Source organism: Bacillus sp. RZ2MS9 (assembly GCF_001816185.2).
In the GTDB taxonomy this organism is placed as follows: Bacteria; Bacillota; Bacilli; order Bacillales; family Bacillaceae_G; genus Bacillus_A; species Bacillus_A cereus.
Genome location: NZ_CP049978.1, coordinates 4,503,203 through 4,523,515, shown reverse-complemented (window position 1 = coordinate 4,523,515; position 20,313 = coordinate 4,503,203). Strand labels below are relative to the sequence as shown.

The following is a 20,313-nucleotide window of genomic DNA, read 5'->3' as shown; positions in this document are numbered from 1 at the left end:
AAAGGCAGCAATCAAGCTACCTTTTTTATTATTTTACAAATTGTAACTCTTTCGGGAACTTTGTTAAAATTTCTGATCCGTCTTTTGTGATGTAAATATCATCTTCAATACGAACGCCACCTACGTTTGGTACGTAAATACCTGGCTCGATTGTGAAGACCATACCTTCTTTTAATGGAGACTCGTTGCCAGCTTTTACATCTGGATATTCGTGTACGCTAATTCCAAGTCCGTGACCAAGGCGGTGTGGGAAGAAGTCACCGTAACCTGCATCTGCGATAACAGAACGTGCAGCGTTGTCGATTGCGCCAAGTGTAACACCCGGTTTACATGCTTCAACTGCTTGTAGTTGTCCAGCAAGTACAGTGTTGTAAATGCGAGTTTGCTCTTCAGAAATCTCACCGAATGCTACTGTACGTGTAATATCAGAGCAATAACCATCAATGATTACGCCTAAATCAAATAGTACGAAATCGCCGCGTTTCATTTTGTTTGCGCCAGGAATACCGTGTGGAAGAGCAGAGTTCGCACCTGCTAATACCATCGTATCAAATGACATTTTATGTATGCCTTTTGTTTTTAATTCGTGTTCAATAATTGCTAATACTTCTAGCTCGCTGCGGTTTTCTTTAATTGCATTTACACCAACTTCAACAGCATAGTCCGCCATTTTAGCTGCTTCGCGTAAAATAGAAAGTTCTTTTTCATCTTTAATTAAACGAAGTTCGCGAACTTTCTCCTCAGCTGATTTGAAAGCTGCATTTGGGAATAATTTCGTTAATTCTTCGTAGCGCTCTACGTTTAAATGTTCTTTTTCAATTGCAACTGCATTTGCATTGATGCCGCGGTCTTTAATTGCTTTTGCAATCATATCCCATGGTCTGTCAGTATCAGTAAATCCGATAATTTCATGTGCCCAGCCAGCGTTACGCGCTTGACCTTCTTCCATTTTAGGGCAAATTAAAATAGGTTCTTTTTCTTGGAATACAAACATACCAAGAAGTCTTTCGTGTGGTTCACAGTGGAAGTTTGTCATGTAGAAGACGTTCGGTGTAGAAGTTAAGAACGCAGCTTCTACGTTTTTTTCTTTTAGCCATTGCATTAAATTTTCTAATCTAGCATTCATCGATTGGCACCCCCGAGATATTTAATTACAAATATAACTTTAACTCGGAAGAAAGCGTTATGACAAGTAAATAGATGTTAGAAAAGACAGGGGATTGAAAAATCATGTAGAATAAAAAGTGAGAATGTGAATAGGGGAGGAATGTAATAATGAAAGTATCTTATCATGGACATTCAGTTGTGAAAATTGAGACGAATGGAAAAGTTATTTTAATTGACCCGTTTTTAACAGGTAATCCGAGAACAGATTTAAAAGCTGAAGATGTAAAAGTGGATGCAATTCTTTTATCGCATGGACACGGTGATCATGTTGGAGATACAGTAGAACTTGCGAAGAAAAATAATGCAGTTGTTGTAGCGCCATTTGAACTAGCAACATTTTTAAGTTGGCAAGGTGTAAATACACACCCGATGCATATTGGTGGTTCACATGAATTTGACTTCGGAAAAGTGAAGTTTACACAAGCATTCCACGGCTCTAGTTATATTGATGAAGAAAATAAGACGATTACATATACAGGTATGCCAGCAGGTATTTTATTTACAGCAGAAGAGAGAACTGTATACCATGCAGGAGATACTGCACTATTCTCTGATATGAAGTTAATTGGGGAATTAAATAAAGTTGATCTAGCATTTTTACCAATTGGTGATAATTTCACAATGGGACCAGAAGATGCTGTACTAGCGGCAAAATGGATTAATGCGAAAACTGTTGTACCGATGCATTACAATACGTTCCCAGTTATTGAACAAGATCCATATCAATTTGTAGAAAAGCTACAAAATTGTACAGGGAAAGTATTAGAAGCTGGAGAAAGTATTACACTATAGAAAAGAAACCCTTCATTTGAAAAGAAAAGTGAAGGGTTTTTACGTGTGTAGGACAGCTTTTAATACTTGTATTTGTTTTGGTGATTCTTTTCTTTTGGTACGTGGTTGTTCAGGTGTTTCATTCAATTCCATTGTAACTTTTTTCCCATCTACGAAAGCTAAAAATACAGCACCTACAACCTCTAAAAGTTTTTTCATCATGTGTTCGCTCCTTTGTTTTATTTCTTGTCTTAATTGTATAGGTAATCAAGTGTGCGAACTATCGAATGAGATGACAATAGCATTACATTGTTGTAATAGAATGACTGGTGGAATGTAAGAGTCATTTTGTTATAAAAAAAATAGTACAGGTATGCAAAGAGAGAGTGTAACAGTTTTGAAAATATAGTATACTGAAAGTACAACACATGAAGAATTTAGGGAAAAGAAAGTATGGTGAAACCATTTGGCTACCAAGCATAACCAAATTTTAGAACATATTAATAGCCTGCCAGTAGGCCATAAAATTTCTGTAAGACAAATTGCGAAAGATTTGAGTGTAAGTGAAGGGACCGCTTACCGTGCAATTAAAGATGCAGAAAATAAAGGGTATGTTAGTACAATTGAACGTGTCGGAACAATTCGAATTGAACAAAAGAAGAAAGAGAATATCGAAAAACTGACATATGCAGAAGTCGTTAACATTGTCGACGGTCAAGTACTTGGAGGCAGAGAAGGACTACATAAAACGTTAAATAAATTCGTAATCGGGGCAATGAAATTAGAAGCGATGATGCGCTATACAGAAGCTGGGAACTTACTTATTGTCGGTAACCGTACGAACGCACATCAATTAGCGTTAGAAACTGGAGCCGCTGTATTAATTACGGGCGGATTTGATACGGAAGATCATGTGAAGAAATTAGCAGATGAATTAAAACTGCCGATTATTTCAAGTAGTTACGATACCTTTACAGTTGCAACGTTAATTAACCGTGCGATTTACGATCAGCTTATTAAGAAAGAAATTGTACTCGTTGAAGATATTTTAACGCCAATTGAAGAAACGTTATATTTAAAGCCAAATGATACAGTGCAGCAATGGCATGCCTATAATGAAGAGACGATGCACGGAAGGTATCCGATTGTTGATGAAAGTAACAAAGTGCTAGGAATCGTGACTTCAAAAGATATGATCGGTGTAGCGAAAGAAACACCAATTGATAAAGTGATGACAAAACACCCAATTACAGTGAACGGTAAAATGTCTGTCGCAGCTGCGGCACGTATGATGGTGTGGGAAGGTATTGAGTTACTTCCTGTTGTTGATGAAGGAAATAAACTACAAGGTATTATTAGCCGTCAAGATGTACTTCAGGCACTGCAAATGATTCAACGTCAGCCACAAGTTGGAGAAACCATTGATGATATTGTAACGAATCAATTTATGACGCCGAAAGAAGCGAAGAATGAGCATCTATATCAATTTTCGGTGACGCCGCAAATGACGAACTCAATCGGAACGTTATCGTACGGTGTATTTGCAACAATTGTGACAGAAGCGACAAATCGCGTCATTCGTGCGCAAAAGAAAAGCGATTTAATTGTTGAAAACTTAACGATTTATTTCGTAAAGCCGGTTCAAATTGATAATGTTGTATCTGTTCATCCGAAAGTATTAGAAATTGGGCGTAAATTTGGTAAGGTCGATGTAGAGGTGCATCATGAAGGTAATGTTGTTGGAAAGGCATTACTTATGGTGCAGTTAATCGATAAATAAAAAGATGGAACAAATCGTTTTGATTTGTTCCATCTTTTTTTGTTGTTTTAAATTTGAAAGGCATGATTTTAGATGGGAGTTTTAGTAAAATATGTATGGAGTGGAGTGGAAAAGTAACGTAAGAAAAGACAGAATAGTAATTCAATTTGGTTGTATATTGTGTTATGATTATATTGTAAGAAAATGGAATTCTGAAAGGTGGTATGCATTATGTCGTCAGCCGTACTCTTTTTTGGTAGTATCGCACTATTTTACTTTCTTGTAATGATACCGATCCAATATTTATATTTACAAGGTTTACATGAAAAAAAGGAAAAGACAGGATTATCTCAGCGAGAGCTATATGAAAAAATGTCTTTTGGAGAAGAACAACTACATTTTCATGTACAAGGTAACCCATTTAATATACCATCTGCGTTTGTTGCATATATGATTTTGAAAGTTAAGGGACGTAAAAAAGCATCACAATATTGATGCTTTTTTATGTTGCTTCATAGACTTCGGCTTCTTTAACTGCTAATGGCAAGAAATGTTTGTATTGGCGAAACCCGTTAAATACACTTGCACTACCAAATAGAACGAATAAAACACCAACGATAATACGAGCGGTTGAAAGTTCTAAAAAGAATTGGTTTATCCCGAAAAATAAAACGAATGAACCGAGTGCCATTGCGGATTTTCCTGAGAGCCAACCTTTCTCCATTGGGCGGTTTGTACGAAAGTATTTTGTTTTGTAAAAGAGGTACAACATAAATGAGACGATAATACAGAAGACTAATACTGGCATAATGAACACTCCCATCGCTTTGTGAAAAATAATAGAAAAGAAAAAGAAATATCTAAACTTTCTAACTTTTATTATAAAGCAATTGTTCGCATGTATGAAATACTTTCCGTTATAATGGAGGATAAAGTGAAGAAGTTGATTAAAAAGGAGATTATACATATGCATGAGCAAATTTTAGGAGCAATTAAAGAGTTTGATACAATTATTATTCATCGCCACGTGCGTCCGGACCCAGATGCGTTAGGTTCACAGGGTGGTCTTGGTACAATTCTACAAGAATCGTTTCCAGAGAAAAATATTTATACGGTTGGGTACAATGAACCGTCACTAGCATACTTACGAGTAATGGATGATATTGAAGATAGTGTATATGAAAATGCGCTTGTTATTGTTTGTGATACTGCGAATCAAGAACGGGTTGACGATCAACGCTATACAAAAGGGAAGATGTTAATTAAAATTGATCATCATCCAAATGAAGATCCATATGGAGATATTACGTGGGTAGACACGACAGCGAGTTCTACAAGTGAAATGATTTATGAGTTTTATAACTATGGAAAAGATAAAGGATTAAAAATAACAAAAGAAGCAGCTCGCCTTATTTTAGCAGGAATTGTTGGAGATACAGGTCGTTTCTTATTCCCAAATACGACAGCAAAAACACTTCGTTACGTAAGTGAGCTTGTTGATATGGGTGTGAAATTCACAGATTTATACAATGAAATGTATAAGACAAAAGAAAAAATTGCTCGTTTAAACGGTTATATTTTACAAAACTTTACGATGGTAGAAGAAGGAGCAGCTTACATTAAATTAACGAAAGAAGTATTAGAAGAGTTTGATGTACTTCCTTCTGAAGCATCTGGTGTTGTTGGAGCGCTTGGCAATATTGATGGATTAAAGGCGTGGGTTCTATTTTTAGAGGAAGATGACGTAATTCGTGTTCGTCTTCGTTCAAAAGGACCAGTTATAAACAAATTGGCAATGCAATATAACGGCGGAGGGCATCCGATGGCTTCTGGTGCCAAGGCATCTTCTTGGGAAGAAGCGGATCGTCTTTTTGCTGATTTACGTGAGATTTGTAAATAAAAGACTATATGTTAGAACGAAAAGAAGGAGCGGCGCTAAAGCCCTCCTTCTTTATTTTTCTTTCTCTATAGTAATGCTAATTTCAAGCACTGTATCAAAAGATATTGTATCGACTTTAAAACGGTATAGGCGATCGTAATGTTTGTATGTTTTATTTTCGATTACCTTTTTTAGTAGGTCTTTATTTTTTGCGATACTTTGAATGTTTTTCGTTAAAAGATGCTGGAGATCATTATGAATAGATGTAGTCATATTTTCGAGTGTAAGATTGTCTAAATCGTATTTTTCTCGATTGATAAGTTTTATTTTAATCTCTTGAATGGTTAAGAGCCGTTTATTTTCAGTGTTCAATTTTTCTTGATCTTCGAGAAGGACGTGGAGCTTTGCTTCTTGTTTTTCTATAATTTCTCTTTGTTCTGCTATTTTACTGGCTTGTTCTTGTTGAAAAACACCGTATATGTACAAAAAAATAAACCAGCTCAACACGCCTCCAACAGCAGCACCAGCTAATACTAAGTACCATCTTTTTGCTGTATTGGCACTTGGTACTCTCATACATGTTCCTGCGTTAGCCATTTAATAATAATGAGACCTGTTTGCATACCACCAGTTGCGAAAAAAATAAGGAGAATTTGTTTTACGATATCTTTCATATCTCCGCCAAAGAAACTTCTTTCAAAGCTATAAAAGGTATCGAATGTTCCGCCGATTGCTGCAACGAGTGCCCAAATTCTTAAATTTTGGGCGAATTGATTAATGTAAGTTAGAGCTGGTTTTCCGATAAGAAACGCACCAAATCCACCAATTAATGAACCGCCAAGTATAACCCCAAAGGCAATAAAATAACTAATAATAAGCAGAGAGAAAAAAGTATGTTCTCTTACATCCATCGTCATTCCCCTTTCTTCTTCATATATATGGACAAAGTATAAGAAGTATGTTTTGATTTCCGCTTTCCTCATCACCTATAATAAAAGTAGTCAAATAGGTAAAGAGAGGGTACAACAGTGAAGTTTGTGCATTTACAATGTCAAACCGTTTTTAGTTTATTAAAAAGTGCTTGTAAAATTGATGAGCTTGTAGTCAGGGCGAAAGAACTTGGTTTTTCATCGCTAGCTATTACGGATGAAAATGTTATGTATGGTGTTATTCCGTTTTATAAAGCATGTAAGAAACATGGTATACAGCCTGTTATTGGATTAACCGCTTCTATTTTTAGTGAAGAAGAAGAAAGGTCTTATCCGCTTGTATTACTTGCTGAGAATGAAATAGGCTACCAAAATTTATTAAAGATTTCTAGCAGTATTATGACAAAGTCCAAAGAAGGTATTCCTAAGAAGTGGCTTGCGCATTATGCGAAAGGATTAATTGCTATTTCGCCAGGTAAAGATGGCGAAATTGAGCAATTATTACTAGAAGACAATGAGAGTCAGGCTGAAGAAGTAGCTCGCACGTATCAAAATATGTTCGGCCATTTTTATATGAGTTTGCAGCATCATGCAATTCAAGATGAGTTGCTTTTACAAGAGAAACTACCTGAATTTATTAGTAGGGTTAATATTCCAGTCGTTGCAACAAACGATGTGCGCTATATCAATCAAAGTGACGCGCTTGTTCATGAATGTTTACTATCTGTTGAAAGTGGAACGAAAATGACTGATCCAGATAGGCCGAGGCTGAAAACAGATCAGTATTATTTAAAGTCATCGGATGAAATGGAAGCACTATTTTCCCATGCGCCGGAAGCAATCCAAAATACAATAAAAATTGCAGAGCGTTGCCAAGTAGAAATACCGTTCCATGTAAATCAACTTCCGAAGTTTCCTGTTCCGTCTAATGAAACGAGTGATATATACTTGCGTCGTGTTTGTGAAGAAGGTTTGCGGAAACGATATGGTGAACCGAAAGAAGTGCATATAAAGCGTTTGGATCATGAATTAAATGTTATTTCTCGTATGGGATTTAGTGATTATTTCCTCATCGTATGGGATTTTATGAAGTATGCACATGAAAATCATATTCTAACAGGACCAGGTCGTGGATCGGCAGCTGGTTCACTCGTTTCATACGTATTAGAAATTACAGATATTGATCCAATTGAATACGATCTATTATTTGAAAGGTTTTTAAATCCTGAACGTGTGACGCTTCCTGATATTGATATTGATTTTCCAGACGTAAGACGTGATGAGATGATTCGCTATGTGAAAGATAAATACGGTCAGCTCCGTGTTGCGCAAATTGTAACGTTTGGTACGCTTGCAGCAAAAGCGGCAATTAGAGACATTGCCCGCGTAATGGGGCTTCCGCCGCGAGATATTGATATATTTTCAAAACTTATCCCATCAAAGCTTGGTATAACGTTAAAAGATGCATATGAAGAATCACAATCACTTCGTGAGTTTATACAAGGGAATCTTTTGCATGAGCGTGTGTTTGAAATCGCAAAACGTGTAGAAGGTTTACCACGTCATACGTCTATTCATGCGGCTGGTGTTATTATGAGTCAAGAACCGCTAACAGGCAGTGTAGCAATTCAAGAAGGACATAACGATGTTTATGTTACGCAATATCCAGCCGATGCGCTAGAAGAACTTGGGTTGCTTAAGATGGACTTTTTAGGATTACGTAATTTAACGTTACTTGAAAATATTATAAAATTTATCGCGAACAAAACTGGGAAAGAAATCGATATAAGAAACTTACCTCTTCAAGATGAAAAGACATTCCAATTATTAGGGAGAGGAGATACAACAGGTGTATTCCAGCTTGAGTCAGGCGGTATGCGAAATGTACTTCGCGGGTTAAAACCGAATGAGTTTGAAGATATCGTAGCTGTTAACTCGTTATACAGACCAGGACCGATGGAACAGATACCGACTTTTATTGAATCGAAACATGGAAAAAGAAAAATCGAATATTTACATCCGGATTTAAAGCCAATTTTAGAAAGAACATACGGCGTCATTGTATACCAAGAACAAATTATGCAAATTGCATCGAAGTTAGCAGGGTTTTCGCTTGGAGAAGCAGATTTACTGCGCCGTGCAGTGAGTAAAAAAAATCGTGATATTTTAGATCAGGAACGTAAGCATTTCGTCCAGGGATGTTTGCGAAATGGATATGATGAGACGTCTGCTGAAAAAATTTATGATTTAATTGTCAGATTTGCGAATTACGGTTTTAACCGAAGCCACGCTGTAGCTTACAGTATGATCGGATATCAGCTTGCCTATTTGAAAGCGAACTATACGCTGGAATTTATGACGGCATTATTATCAAGCGCAATTGGAAATGAAGATAAAATTGTACAGTATATACGAGAAACGAAGCGGAAAGGTTTTCACGTTTTGCCGCCGTCTCTTCAGAGAAGTGGTTATAACTTCCAAATAGAAGGGAATGCGATACGTTACAGTTTACTTTCGATCCGAAATATTGGAATGGCTACAGTGACGGCATTATTAGAAGAACGAGAGAAAAAAATGTTCGAAGATTTATTTGAATTTTGTCTCCGTATGCCGTCAAAGTTCGTAACGGAGCGTAATTTAGAAGCTTTCGTCTGGTCGGGATGTTTTGATGATTTTGGTGTTTCGAGAACGAATTTATGGAAAAGTATTAAAGGGGCGTTAGAGTACGCGAATCTCGCACGTGATTTAGGAGATGCTGTTCCAAAATCAAAATATGTACAAGGAGAAGAGCTATCTTTTATTGAACAACTAAATAAAGAGAAAGAAGTACTTGGCTTTTATTTATCAAGTTATCCGACAGCGCAATATGTGAAGTTAGCAAAAGAATTAGAAATTCCATCTCTCGCTCAGGCGATGCGACACAAGAAAAAAGTACAAAGAGCTATTGTGTATATAACAAGTGTTAGAGTGATTCGTACGAAAAAGTTTCAAAAGATGGCATTTATTACATTCTGTGATCAAAATGATGAAATGGAAGCGGTCCTCTTCCCGGAAACGTATATACATTTCTCGGATAAGTTGCAAGAAGGAGCAATTGTTTTAGTTGACGGTACGATTGAGCTAAGAAATCATAAGCTGCAATGGATTATAAATGGACTATATCCGCTAGAGGAAATGGATGTTTATGAAGAAAAGAAAAAGACGCATCTGTTTACGTGAAATTGCCATCTCAGTATGAGAAAAAGCTTTTAAATCGGGTTACGAAAATATTGTTCGACTATTCAGGTTTTGCGAAAGTACTAATTTATTATGAAAAGGAACATAAAATGGTACAATTATCTCGGAGTTTATCGATTCATCCAAGTGAAGAATGTTTAGGAGCACTTCGTGAAATTGTCGGGGAAGAAAATGTAGTTGTGAAAATATAATGGACAATTTCCCTACACTTCGATTATTATAGTAGTAGTGTTCGTGGTCAGACCACTTGGAGAAATTGATATCAGCAAGAATAATTTGAGGAGAGTGGATAGTTTGTCAACACTTCGTGAAGAAGCACTTCACATGCATAAAGTGCATCAAGGAAAATTAGAAACTGTATCAAAAGTAAAAGTAGAAAATGCAAAAGATTTAAGTCTTGCATATTCTCCAGGGGTTGCAGAACCTTGTAAAGAAATTTATGACGATAAAAGTAAGGTATATGAATATACGATGAAGGGAAATATGGTAGCAGTTGTGACAGATGGAACAGCTGTACTTGGTCTTGGTAACATTGGACCTGAAGCATCTCTTCCAGTAATGGAAGGTAAAGCTGTATTATTCAAGAGCTTTGCTGGTGTAGATGCATTCCCAATTGCCTTAAATACAAACGATGTAGATAAAATTGTTGAAACTGTAAAATTAATGGAGCCAACTTTTGGCGGCGTTAACTTAGAAGATATCGCAGCACCAAACTGCTTCATTATTGAAGAGCGTTTGAAAAAAGAAACAAATATTCCTATCTTCCATGATGATCAACACGGAACAGCTATTGTAACAGTAGCAGGTCTTGTAAATGCACTGAAATTAGTTGGAAAGAAAATGTCTGACATTAAAGTTGTCGCAAATGGCGCAGGTGCAGCAGGTATTGCAATTATTAAACTTTTATATCGCTATGGTGTACGCGACATTATTATGTGTGACCGTAAAGGGGCAATCTATGATGGTCGTCCTACAGGTATGAATTCGGTGAAGGATGAAGTTGCAAAATATACAAATAAGAATCGTATAGAAGGTTCTTTAGCTGATGTTGTACAAGGTGCAGACGTATTCATTGGTGTATCTGCAGAAGGTGCATTAACAGAAGAGATGGTTCGTACAATGAATGACGATGCGATTATTTTTGCAATGGCGAATCCAGTTCCAGAAATTATGCCAGAATTGGCAAAAGCAGCGGGCGCAGCTGTTGTTGGAACAGGTCGTTCTGACTTCCCGAACCAAGTAAATAATGTACTGGCGTTCCCTGGTATTTTCCGCGGTGCACTTGACGTACATGCGACACAAATTAACGAAGAAATGAAGATGGCAGCTGTACAGGCTATTGCTGAGCTTGTAGCAGAAGATGAGTTAAATGCAGACTATATCATTCCGGCACCATTTGACGCGCGTGTAGCGCCTCAAGTAGCGGCTTACGTTGCAAAAGCAGCAATGGAGACAGGAGTAGCTCGCCGTCAAGTAGATCCAAATGAGATCGCTGAAAAAACAAAACAATTAGCGCTGATTGGTAAAGAATAAGCGAGGAAATTCCATTGACATCATCAAATACAAAAGTATATCTCGAAATTGTAAAAAAAATCCGTTCCATTATGGAAGAGGATGGATTGGTGGCGGGGGATCGTTTGCCGTCTGAGCGTGAGTTAAGTTCACGCTTAAACGTAGGACGTTCCTCTGTAAGAGAAGCATTGCGTGCTTTAGAACTGGTAGGATTGATTGAAACGAGACGTGGTGAAGGGACGTTTATTCGAAACTTTTATGATAACGGTCTTGTACAATTAATTGCTCCGTTCTTATTGCAAGATGAGAAAACAATTCGTGATTTATTACAAACGAAACGATTACTCGAGAAAGATATGATTCGAATTGTATGTAATTTACCGAAAGAAACGTTTTCTAAAGTGCTAAGTAAATTACACCAAGTACTTGAAGGAAATGAAAACTCAATCCCAACGCTTCATCAAACGTTCTTTAAAACACTTATTGAACAAGTCGATAATTATTTACTATATCGCATTTGGATGATCGTAAATGATTACGTATCAACGCTTTCTTGTAAAGTTTCAAGAGATTCTATCGATATGTATAGAAAGCTTTACGCTACTTTGGAAGAAAAACAAGAAAATGATGCACTAAAAATTTACGATGAATTAGTAGAGAATATACAGTTTCACTCGTAATGTATAAAATTTGTCGAAATGACCATGACACGTTATGACAAACATTCTACCGCGTAGCGGTTAAAGTTAAACGTAAAGAGTGAGGTTATTAGACAGATTGAGAAGATAAGGCTAACATCAAACTTTGGTGTTAGCCCCATTTTCTTCTTACGCTAACCTTAGCTCTCAACGAAGGGGGTCAAATTGTGCTAAGAGATTTATTCGTGAAAAAGAAAAAGTACGCTGCAATACCTTCAGAACAAGTACGAAAAGATGTGCCAGATGGCGTTATGACAAAATGTCCGGAATGTAAAAAAATCATGTATACGAAAGAACTTCTAAAAAATTTAAAAGTATGTGTGAATTGTGGATATCATCATCCTATGAATGCATGGGAACGTCTTGATAGTATATTGGACGAAGGGTCATTCCGTGAGTATGACAAAGAAATGGTTTCATTAAATCCACTCGAGTTTCCAGGTTATGAAGAGAAACTAGAGAGCGATCGTAAGAAGACTGAATTGAACGAAGCGGTTGTAACTGGTGAAGGAACAATTGATGACATGCTTGTTGTTGTTGCAGTAATGGATTCTCGTTTTCGAATGGGGAGCATGGGCTCTGTAGTAGGAGAAAAAATCGCCCGTGCGGTTGAAAAGGCGTACGACTTACAAGTTCCATTTATTATCTTTACTGCTTCGGGTGGTGCCCGTATGCAAGAAGGTATATTAAGTTTAATGCAAATGGCAAAAACAAGCGTAGCTTTGAAAAAGCATAGTAATGCAGGAGGATTATTTATTTCTGTTATGACTCACCCAACGACGGGCGGGGTTTCAGCGAGTTTCGCTTCACTTGGTGATTATAATCTTGCAGAACCAGGTGCACTTATCGGATTTGCTGGTAGACGTGTAATTGAACAAACGGTGCGTGAGAAACTACCGGAAGATTTCCAAACGGCAGAATTCTTACTAGATCATGGTCAATTAGATGCGGTGGTGCATCGTGATGATATGAGAGAATCGCTTCGTAAGATTTTAGAAGTTCATCAAGGAGGGGAAGTGGCTGTATGGCAGAGCTAGAATTTGAAAAACCAGTTGTTGAGCTAAGAAATAAGATTCGTGAACTGAAAGACTATACGAAAAACAGCCAGATGGACTTCAGTGAGGAGATTCGTATTTTGGAAGAAAAGCTAGAAAATTTAGAGGAAGATATATACGGCAATCTAAAAGTATGGGACCGTGTTCAAATTGCTCGTCATGCAGAACGACCGACAACGCTCGATTATATTGAGCACTTATTTACTGATTTTTTCGAATGTCATGGAGATCGTCTATTTGGCGATGATGCAGCGATTGTCGGCGGCATTGCGAAATATAAAGGGATGCCTGTAACTGTAATTGGGCATCAGCGCGGAAAAGATACGAAAGAAAATATTCGCCGTAACTTTGGAATGCCTCATCCAGAAGGATATCGAAAAGCACTGCGTCTCATGAAACAAGCGGAAAAGTTTAATCGTCCTATTATTTGTTTCATCGATACGAAGGGAGCTTATCCTGGTAAAGCAGCTGAAGAACGTGGACAAAGTGAAGCTATTGCCCGCAACCTATTTGAGATGGCAGGTTTAACGGTACCAGTTATTTGTATCGTTATCGGTGAAGGTGGTAGTGGTGGTGCGCTAGGCCTTGGAGTAGGAGATTACATTCATATGCTAGAAAATTCCACTTATTCTGTTATTACACCAGAGGGTGCGGCGGCAATTCTTTGGAAAGATGCAGGAAAAGCAAAGGAAGCTGCAGAGGCAATGAAAATTACAGCAGCAGATTTGAAAGAATTAGGTGTAATTGATGAAATTATTCCAGAGACAAAAGGTGGAGCTCACCGTAATATTTTGAAACAGTCAGAAAATATAGACTTAATAATTAGAAAAACTTTTGAACAATTAAACGGAATTTCGAAAGATGAATTAATCGAAAAACGTTATGAAAAATATATGAAAATTGGGCAAGTTTCGTTTTCAAACGCTTCCATTGGGATAAAATAAGAAAAGCGTGCGTTCCTCTTCGCGAATGCACGTTTTTATTATGAAAAGACACATCTTCTCCATTGTGTTTTTATATTTTTTCGTGTTATTTTATTATAAGGCAAATAATCTTTATGAGGTGAGTACAAATGAAACGTATTGGTGTATTAACAAGTGGTGGAGATTCACCTGGTATGAATGCTGCCATTCGTGCAGTTGTTCGTAAAGCGATTTTCCATGATATTGAAGTATATGGTATTTACCATGGATACGCTGGATTAATTTCTGGTCACATTGAAAAATTAGAACTTGGTTCTGTTGGCGATATTATCCACCGCGGTGGTACGAAATTATATACAGCAAGATGTCCTGAGTTTAAAGACCCAGAAGTACGACTAAAAGGTATCGAGCAATTAAAGAAACATGGTATCGAAGGACTTGTTGTTATTGGTGGAGATGGTTCTTACCAAGGCGCTAAAAAATTAACTGAACAAGGATTCCCATGTGTTGGTGTACCAGGTACAATCGACAATGATATCCCTGGAACAGACTTCACAATTGGTTTCGATACAGCTTTAAACACTGTTATTGATGCAATTGATAAAATCCGTGATACAGCTACATCTCATGAACGTACATATGTTATCGAAGTAATGGGACGTCATGCTGGAGATATCGCATTATGGGCTGGTTTAGCTGATGGTGCAGAAACAATCTTAATTCCAGAAGAAGAGTATGACATGGATGATGTAATCGCTCGTCTAAAACGTGGTAGCGAACGTGGTAAAAAACACAGTATTATCATTGTAGCTGAAGGTGTTGGAAGTGCAATTGACATCGGTAAGCACATTGAAGAAGCAACAAACTTTGATACTCGTGTAACTGTATTAGGTCACGTACAACGTGGTGGATCACCAAGTGCACAAGACCGTGTATTAGCAAGTCGTCTTGGTGCAAGAGCAGTTGAGTTGTTAATTGCTGGTAAAGGTGGACGTTGTGTAGGTATTCAAGATAATAAACTTGTTGATCATGACATTATCGAAGCGTTAGCTCAAAAGCATACAATCGATAAAGATATGTATCAATTATCTAAAGAATTATCCATCTAATCGGCGTAATGTCAGATATTTGGGAACGGTTTCATAATTTTCGGAGGTGCAATATGCGTAAAACTAAAATTGTATGTACTATAGGTCCTGCTAGTGAAAGTATTGAAAAATTAGAGCAATTAATCGAAGCAGGTATGAACGTTGCTCGTTTAAACTTCTCTCATGGTAGCCATGAAGAGCACGGAGCTCGTATTAAAAACATTCGTGAAGCTTCAAAGAAAACTGGTAAAACAGTTGGTATCTTACTTGATACAAAAGGTCCAGAAATCCGTACTCACGACTTCGTAGACGGACAAGCTGAGCTTGTAACAGGTGCAGAGGTAGTTCTTTCTACTGAGCAAGTATTAGGTACTGCAGAGAAGTTCTCTGTATCTTATGCTGGTCTTTATGACGATGTAGACCCGGGTTCTCGTATTCTAATCGATGACGGTCTTATCGAACTAGAAGTAATCGAAAAAGCTGATGGAAACATCCGTACAAAAGTTCTTAACAGCGGAACTGTAAAAAATAAAAAAGGTGTTAACGTACCAAACGTAAGCATTAAGCTTCCTGGTATCACTGAAAAAGACGTAAAAGATATCATCTTCGGTATCGAGCAAAAAGTTGATTTCATTGCAGCTTCATTCGTACGTAAAGCGTCTGACGTATTAGAAATCCGTGAATTATTAGAAGAGCATAACGCTCAATACATCCAAATCGTACCAAAAATCGAAAACCAAGAAGGTATCGACAACATCGATTCAATCTTAGAAGTTTCTGACGGTTTAATGGTAGCTCGTGGTGATATGGGTGTAGAAATTCCACCAGAAGAAGTACCGTTAGTACAAAAACGTCTAATTAAAAAATGTAACGTGTTAGGTAAACCGGTTATTACTGCAACACAAATGTTAGATTCTATGCAACGTAACCCACGTCCAACTCGTGCGGAAGCAAGTGACGTAGCTAACGCAATCTTCGATGGTACAGATGCAATCATGCTTTCAGGTGAAACAGCTGCTGGACAATACCCAGTAGAAGCGGTAACAATGATGGCTAACATTGCGGTACGTGTTGAAAAATCATTACAATATGAAGATATGTTCAAAAAACGTATTAAAGAGTTCACTCCAACAATTACAGATGCAATTAGCCAATCTGTTGCGCATACAGCACTTGCTCTTGATGTAGCTGCAATCGTAGCTCCAACAGAAAGTGGATATACTGCGAAAATGATCTCTAAATACCGTCCAAAATCTCCAATCGTAGCTGTAACATCTGACGAGCAAGTAGGACGTCGTCTTGCACTTGTTTGGGGTGTACAAGCATTTATGGCTGAGAAGCGCGCAGCTTCAACTGACGAAATGTTAGATACAGCAATTCAAACAGGTATGGATGCGGGTCTAATTGGACTTGGAGATACTGTAGTGATTACTGCGGGTGTTCCAGTTGCTGAAACTGGTACAACAAACTTAATGAAAATCCACGTTGTTGGTGAAGAAATTGCTAAAGGACAAGGAATTGGTCGTAAAGCTGCAAAAGGTAAAGTAGTTGTAGCAAAAACAGCTGCTGAAGCTGTAGCGAACGTAAACGAAGGTGATATCCTTGTTACAACAAGCACTGATAAAGATATGATTCCTGCAATCGAAAAAGCTGCGGCTTTAGTTGTAGAAGAAGGTGGCTTAACAAGCCATGCAGCTGTTGTAGGCGTATCAATCGGTATTCCTGTTATCGTTGGTGTAAACGGCGTAACAGCAACTTTAAAAAATGGCCAAGAAGTAACAGTTGATGCAGCACGCGGAATTGTTTATAATGGACATGCGGAAGTGCTATAAGTAATACGGAGAGAAGGATCGGAGTCCTTCTCTTTTTTTTACACAAAAACGAGATAGAATTAGCTTAAAGCGCCTAGAATTGCTTTTAAAAGCTGTTTGTTATGTGTTTTAATATGAAAGAGTATCTATATTTCATATGATGTATATAGGCGTTGTGAGGACGTTAAAAGTGAGTTGTGAGAGAGGTGTAGAACTATGAAGTGGTTACTATTCTTGTTTATTTTAATACCGGCGATTGAGATTACGGTCTTAATTGGATCAAGTCATGTAATAGGTTTATGGTCTACGTTCGCTATGATTGTATTTACAGGTGTTGTAGGTGTGTATTTGGCGAAAAGACAAGGGTTTAAAGTGCTTGGAGAGATTCAATCTAAGTTGAATAGAGGGGAAATGCCAGGTGAGGCGGTACTAGATGGTATTTTTGTATTTGTAGGAGGTATTCTCTTAGTGCTTCCTGGGTATGTGACCGATGTGCTAGGGTTTATCTGCGTGATCCCTATTACGAGAGCTTTATTGAAGCCGCTTGTTATGAAGTGGATGGAATGGAAATTTAGAAAGAACTCTACTATTATTATTCAGAAATAGCACTTAGATTGTAGAAATCTAAGTGCTATTTTTTGTATTGTAAGAGGAGAGGAACTTTCTGATTGAAGCTTTGCTTTACCTCGCTATTTGTGGGGTGAAATTTCTATCTCAAAGCTGGGCTGCTCGTAAGCGTCTGATGTGGGGCGAATGATGAGTGGGGATGAACAAAACGTTCGCTTATTATATGTGCTATATAATTTTCGTTTGAACTCTTGTGTGTACTTCGATTAAACTTGTGATTTTTTAGTGCTATTAATTTAGATGAATAAGATGGAGGGAAACGCTGCTGAATTAAATTTTTGCTTTCTTATATAAAGGGACGATTGGTGTAAAAAATTCATATAAAAAGGCGGAGATTGTTAGTTGAAGTCTTGTTTTATGCTATTTTGTATATTTATTCATTTACATAAAAAGTAATAAATGTAAATGATAATTATAAAATAAATAGAATAAATATGTAAAAACACCACGAAATATGCGTTTTTTATGCAAAAAAACAAGAGAATTATCTTTTCTGAGTGCAATTCTCTTGTTTTATGTAATGAGTATGAAAAATAAGTACAAGGAATAATCAGTGGGAAATTCCCACTGATTACATGTAAGTTTTTTGTTGTGTATGAATTAGAAACTATTATTTTGAAGGTGAACCTTTAATATATTTCCACAAGTCATGGAAGACATTAGCTTTGTGTAATGTATTAAGTAGTACTAAGGTGACTGGGCCGATGATTAATCCTAAAAAGCCAAAAAGTTTAAAGCCGACAAATAGAGCGACGAGTGTTGCTAATGGATCGAGACCGATGTTAGATGAAAGTACTTTCGGCTCCATAATTTGTCTTTGGACAATCACGACGATGTATAAAATGAGAAGACCAATGGCGAATGCGGTATCGCCAGTGAAAAATACGTATATAACCCATGGAACGAAGACTGCGCCTGTTCCTAAGTATGGTAGTAAATCTACAACTCCTGTAATAATCGCAATAGTAATGGCGTATGGTACGCGTAATATTAAAAGTCCGATTAGTACAATGACGGTTGTCATAGATACGAGTGTAAGTTGTGCTTTCACAAAACCAAACAAAGCTTTTCTTAAGTCGACAAAAATAGTTTTTCCATAGCCATGTACACGATTCGGTAGCAATTTTCTTGCTTTCTGAGCAAGACGGTGCCAATCGTAACTAATGAAGAAAGTGGCTAATAAAATGAATACAAGAACAGTTAAAGTTGTTGGCAGTGCACTAATGAAATTCGTTAACCCGCTTATAATGGCGGTTAAAAGTTCTTTCATTTGTGTTGTTGCTTCTGTTCCTAAGTTTTGAATGTTTTGTGTAATTGTATAGCGCTGTGGTTCTCCAAGATGATTAAATTTAGAGATTAAATCATCGTAGAGAGGCATAATATGATTAAGTGCAAATTGCTGAGCGAATGTAACGATATCTGGAAACTTTACTGTAACAAGTTGTAGTAAGTATGTTGTGGCAGATATTGCTTCAGTCACAAGATATGTAACAAGTCCAACGATAGCTCCAAATACGAGAATTAAGCTAACGAGTACTGCTAGTGCGCGAGGAAATTGTAGTTTTTGATTAAGGAAATTGACGACAGGATTAATCAAATAAGCAAATGCAAAAGCGATAATAAAAGGATAGATAAGCCCTGACATGTATAGTAATACATAGAACCCAGCTACCGTTGCTACAATGACAAATATGAGTCGCAATATCATATATAGTAAGTTTCGGTTCAAAGATGTATACCTCCCATTCCAATTTGGATTATCCTAATTCGTTCAACTTATAACGAGTGTGCTCCACTGATTAAAGTTTCACTTTACCCCGCTATTTGCGGGCAAGTAAATCTCCTACCCGAAGTGCGGCTGGATCAAAGGAGTTAGCTGGAGATAAACTGCCCGTAAAAGCCCGATTGGTGAAGGCTAATAATCAGTGGAAAATGCCCCACTGATTAAAGTTTCACTTTATGTTATAGTGGAATGATGGATTTTTCCTGCTTTTTCAGTATGTGAGTGACTGTGAAAGCTTGGTGTTGATGCTTCTACTATATGGTAAAAACTTCATTTTCTCTTCTTTTTATTTTACCTGTTTCTAATTAGAAAAGAAAGAAGAGACGCCCGTTTTTTAAAATGTATACATGCTTAAATTTTGATGGTGAAAGTCTCAGTTTGTCATTTTAAAATACATAAAAAATGAAGTGATTCATGTTGAATAGGCATCGATATAGCATGTATAACGATAGGTTTAAAGGTATTTTTGTTTGGAAATGAGTTCATTATTTTCAGAAAGGAAGTGCAAACATGATTAGTCAGTCAACGTTATTTTTATTCATACTACTTATTATAGGACTTATTGCTAAAAACCAATCGCTTACTGTAGCTATTGGCGTGTTATTTTTATTGAAGTTTACGTTTTTAGGAGATAAGGTCTTTCCTTATTTACAAACGAAAGGAATTAACCTAGGTGTAACGGTCATTACAATAGCGGTGCTCGTACCGATTGCGACAGGGGAAATAGGTTTTAAACAACTTGGAGAAGCGGCGAAATCTTATTATGCGTGGATTGCTTTAGCTTCAGGTGTAGCGGTCGCTTTGTTAGCGAAAGGCGGCGTACAATTGTTGACGACGGATCCTCACATTACAACTGCGCTTGTTTTTGGGACAATTATAGCGGTTGCGCTATTTAATGGGGTTGCTGTTGGTCCGTTAATTGGGGCTGGAATTGCCTATGCGGTTATGAGTATTATACAGATGTTTAAATAAGGAATTTTATAGTAATATAAAATTTTTGAATTCTTTCTGTTCACAAAAGTCAGATAATTGTTTATAATAGGATTAGAAACTTTGAAAAGTTACATAACAGCA

18 protein-coding genes and 1 pseudogene are annotated in these 20,313 nt (G+C 37.2%); 13 read left to right on the top strand and 6 right to left on the bottom strand.

The genetic code is table 11. From position 1 onward, the window contains the following. Positions 1–28: 28 nt before the first annotated feature. On the bottom strand, positions 29–1,126 hold the full coding sequence (gene pepQ, locus BHV55_RS23040; protein ID WP_000994032.1) for a Xaa-Pro dipeptidase: 1,098 nt from the start codon (positions 1,124–1,126) through the stop codon (positions 29–31). A 149-nt stretch (positions 1,127–1,275) separates the two neighbouring features. On the opposite strand from pepQ, the gene BHV55_RS23035 reads away from it, so the two are divergent. Next, the gene (locus tag BHV55_RS23035) at positions 1,276–1,959 is read left to right on the top strand and encodes a metal-dependent hydrolase (protein WP_048568494.1); all 684 of its coding nucleotides are present in this window, start codon (positions 1,276–1,278) and stop codon (positions 1,957–1,959) included. A gap of 39 nt (positions 1,960–1,998) precedes the next feature. On the opposite strand, the gene BHV55_RS23030 is transcribed toward BHV55_RS23035, so the two are convergent. Next, positions 1,999–2,160 (bottom strand): hypothetical protein, encoded by a 162-nt coding sequence (locus BHV55_RS23030; protein WP_000976306.1) that lies wholly within the window; start codon positions 2,158–2,160, stop codon positions 1,999–2,001. A gap of 244 nt (positions 2,161–2,404) precedes the next feature. Here BHV55_RS23030 and BHV55_RS23025 point away from each other — a divergent pair, with 244 nt between their 5' ends. Further along, positions 2,405–3,718, top strand: a complete 1,314-nt coding sequence (locus tag BHV55_RS23025) for a CBS domain-containing protein (protein WP_000201590.1) — start codon at positions 2,405–2,407, stop codon at positions 3,716–3,718. 210 nt (positions 3,719–3,928) lie between these two features. Next, complete coding sequence (locus BHV55_RS23020) at positions 3,929–4,192, top strand: DUF3949 domain-containing protein (RefSeq protein ID WP_000093045.1); 264 nt, start codon at positions 3,929–3,931, stop codon at positions 4,190–4,192. A gap of 7 nt (positions 4,193–4,199) precedes the next feature. Here the strand turns inward: BHV55_RS23020 and BHV55_RS23015 are convergent, their stop codons facing one another. Continuing rightward, on the bottom strand, positions 4,200–4,505 hold the full coding sequence (locus tag BHV55_RS23015) for a YtpI family protein (protein WP_001144776.1): 306 nt from the start codon (positions 4,503–4,505) through the stop codon (positions 4,200–4,202). 159 nt (positions 4,506–4,664) lie between these two features. Between BHV55_RS23015 and BHV55_RS23010 the strand changes: the two genes are divergently transcribed. After that, positions 4,665–5,597 carry a DHH family phosphoesterase gene (locus tag BHV55_RS23010; protein WP_000545136.1) on the top strand — a complete coding sequence of 311 codons (933 nt, stop codon included), beginning with the start codon at positions 4,665–4,667 and terminating at the stop codon, positions 5,595–5,597. A gap of 51 nt (positions 5,598–5,648) precedes the next feature. Here BHV55_RS23010 and ytrI read toward each other — a convergent pair whose 3' ends face one another. Further along, on the bottom strand, positions 5,649–6,152 hold the full coding sequence (ytrI, locus tag BHV55_RS23005) for a sporulation membrane protein YtrI (protein WP_001265740.1): 504 nt from the start codon (positions 6,150–6,152) through the stop codon (positions 5,649–5,651). Further along, positions 6,149–6,562, bottom strand: coding sequence for a YtrH family sporulation protein (locus BHV55_RS23000; RefSeq protein ID WP_002005839.1), 414 nt, complete (start codon positions 6,560–6,562; stop codon positions 6,149–6,151). The genes ytrI and BHV55_RS23000 overlap by 4 nt, the downstream gene beginning before the upstream one ends. Before the next feature lie 42 nt (positions 6,563–6,604). Here BHV55_RS23000 and dnaE point away from each other — a divergent pair. The 8 genes and pseudogenes from dnaE (at position 6,605) to BHV55_RS22960 (ending at position 17,435) form a co-directional block, all read left to right on the top strand. Then, positions 6,605–9,933 (top strand): annotated as a pseudogene (dnaE, locus tag BHV55_RS22995) (DNA polymerase III subunit alpha). 133 nt (positions 9,934–10,066) lie between these two features. Continuing rightward, a complete protein-coding gene (gene ystJ / locus BHV55_RS22990; protein WP_162200568.1) occupies positions 10,067–11,275 on the top strand; it encodes an NADP-dependent malic enzyme in 1,209 nt (402 codons plus the stop codon). Between the two features lie 14 nt (positions 11,276–11,289). Continuing rightward, positions 11,290–11,934: a FadR/GntR family transcriptional regulator gene (locus tag BHV55_RS22985; RefSeq protein ID WP_000204440.1), complete on the top strand. Its 645-nt coding sequence runs from the start codon at positions 11,290–11,292 to the stop codon at positions 11,932–11,934. A 185-nt stretch (positions 11,935–12,119) separates the two neighbouring features. Beyond that, on the top strand, positions 12,120–12,989 hold the full coding sequence (accD, locus tag BHV55_RS22980) for an acetyl-CoA carboxylase, carboxyltransferase subunit beta (RefSeq protein WP_000942857.1): 870 nt from the start codon (positions 12,120–12,122) through the stop codon (positions 12,987–12,989). After that, on the top strand, positions 12,977–13,951 hold the full coding sequence (accA, locus tag BHV55_RS22975; RefSeq protein ID WP_000818807.1) for an acetyl-CoA carboxylase carboxyl transferase subunit alpha: 975 nt from the start codon (positions 12,977–12,979) through the stop codon (positions 13,949–13,951). Before accD ends, accA begins: the two co-directional genes overlap by 13 nt. Before the next feature lie 128 nt (positions 13,952–14,079). Next, positions 14,080–15,039, top strand: a complete 960-nt coding sequence (gene pfkA / locus BHV55_RS22970) for a 6-phosphofructokinase (RefSeq protein WP_000821156.1) — start codon at positions 14,080–14,082, stop codon at positions 15,037–15,039. A gap of 53 nt (positions 15,040–15,092) precedes the next feature. Continuing rightward, positions 15,093–16,850, top strand: a complete 1,758-nt coding sequence (gene pyk, locus BHV55_RS22965) for a pyruvate kinase (protein ID WP_001232673.1) — start codon at positions 15,093–15,095, stop codon at positions 16,848–16,850. A 195-nt stretch (positions 16,851–17,045) separates the two neighbouring features. Beyond that, a complete protein-coding gene (locus BHV55_RS22960; RefSeq protein WP_000871631.1) occupies positions 17,046–17,435 on the top strand; it encodes an FxsA family protein in 390 nt (129 codons plus the stop codon). 631 nt (positions 17,436–18,066) lie between these two features. Here the strand turns inward: BHV55_RS22960 and ytvI are convergent. Beyond that, the gene (ytvI, locus tag BHV55_RS22955; RefSeq protein WP_001081388.1) at positions 18,067–19,185 is read right to left on the bottom strand and encodes a sporulation integral membrane protein YtvI; all 1,119 of its coding nucleotides are present in this window, start codon (positions 19,183–19,185) and stop codon (positions 18,067–18,069) included. A gap of 564 nt (positions 19,186–19,749) precedes the next feature. On the opposite strand from ytvI, the gene BHV55_RS22950 reads away from it, so the two are divergent. Continuing rightward, a complete protein-coding gene (locus BHV55_RS22950; protein ID WP_000625507.1) occupies positions 19,750–20,211 on the top strand; it encodes a DUF441 domain-containing protein in 462 nt (153 codons plus the stop codon). Positions 20,212–20,313: the final 102 nt, after the last annotated feature.

Excerpts from the sequence above, each read along its gene's own strand:
- ystJ (WP_162200568.1), top strand. The coding sequence starts at position 10,067 with ATGCATAAAGTGCATCAAGGAAAATTAGAAACTGTATCAAAAGTAAAA.
- pyk (WP_001232673.1), top strand. The coding sequence starts at position 15,093 with ATGCGTAAAACTAAAATTGTATGTACTATAGGTCCTGCTAGTGAAAGT.
- pfkA (WP_000821156.1), top strand. The coding sequence starts at position 14,080 with ATGAAACGTATTGGTGTATTAACAAGTGGTGGAGATTCACCTGGTATG.
- BHV55_RS23030 (WP_000976306.1), bottom strand. The coding sequence starts at position 2,160 with ATGATGAAAAAACTTTTAGAGGTTGTAGGTGCTGTATTTTTAGCTTTC.
- BHV55_RS23020 (WP_000093045.1), top strand. The coding sequence starts at position 3,929 with ATGTCGTCAGCCGTACTCTTTTTTGGTAGTATCGCACTATTTTACTTT.
- pepQ (WP_000994032.1), bottom strand. The coding sequence starts at position 1,126 with ATGAATGCTAGATTAGAAAATTTAATGCAATGGCTAAAAGAAAAAAAC.
- BHV55_RS22960 (WP_000871631.1), top strand. The coding sequence starts at position 17,046 with ATGAAGTGGTTACTATTCTTGTTTATTTTAATACCGGCGATTGAGATT.
- accA (WP_000818807.1), top strand. The coding sequence starts at position 12,977 with ATGGCAGAGCTAGAATTTGAAAAACCAGTTGTTGAGCTAAGAAATAAG.
- ytrI (WP_001265740.1), bottom strand. The coding sequence starts at position 6,152 with ATGAGAGTACCAAGTGCCAATACAGCAAAAAGATGGTACTTAGTATTA.
- BHV55_RS23010 (WP_000545136.1), top strand. The coding sequence starts at position 4,665 with ATGCATGAGCAAATTTTAGGAGCAATTAAAGAGTTTGATACAATTATT.
- BHV55_RS22950 (WP_000625507.1), top strand. The coding sequence starts at position 19,750 with ATGATTAGTCAGTCAACGTTATTTTTATTCATACTACTTATTATAGGA.
- BHV55_RS23015 (WP_001144776.1), bottom strand. The coding sequence starts at position 4,505 with ATGCCAGTATTAGTCTTCTGTATTATCGTCTCATTTATGTTGTACCTC.
- BHV55_RS23035 (WP_048568494.1), top strand. The coding sequence starts at position 1,276 with ATGAAAGTATCTTATCATGGACATTCAGTTGTGAAAATTGAGACGAAT.